Source organism: Paraburkholderia sp. A1RI_3L (assembly GCF_048957895.1).
Lineage (GTDB): Bacteria > Pseudomonadota > Gammaproteobacteria > Burkholderiales > Burkholderiaceae > Paraburkholderia > Paraburkholderia kururiensis.
Genome location: NZ_JARCHA010000095.1, coordinates 1 through 339, shown reverse-complemented (window position 1 = coordinate 339; position 339 = coordinate 1). Strand labels below are relative to the sequence as shown.

General features: G+C 60.5%; 1 pseudogene. It reads right to left on the bottom strand.

From position 1 onward, the window contains the following. A pseudogene (locus tag PXJ20_RS33055) lies at nt 1-296 on the bottom strand (hypothetical protein); the annotation flags it as partial. Nucleotides 297-339: the final 43 nt, after the last annotated feature.

The window sequence follows — 339 nt, the reverse complement described above, 5'->3', positions numbered from 1 at the left end:
TCGCGCAGGGCTCGACGTACCTCATCATGGCCCTTCACGTAGTAAGAAAGCGCGTCTGCCTTCTGGACTTCGGTTGCGTCCTTCACTACTGCGGGCTGATCGTTGGCCGCGGCGTCCCTGACGAGCCTCTTCAACATCTCGACATCGCACAACCCGTCACTATCGAAGGGCGTATTGCCGTCGCTGATCTTCTGCCAGCCCATGAAAGACGGGAAATCCGCATCGGACAGCTTTCCGATCGCCGCATTGTTGATATCGATATAGCCCGACTGCCCCGCCGCGAAGGTGATCTGCACCCACGTGGCACGCGCCGCCCCTGGGAGGGTCGCAGGCACTGAA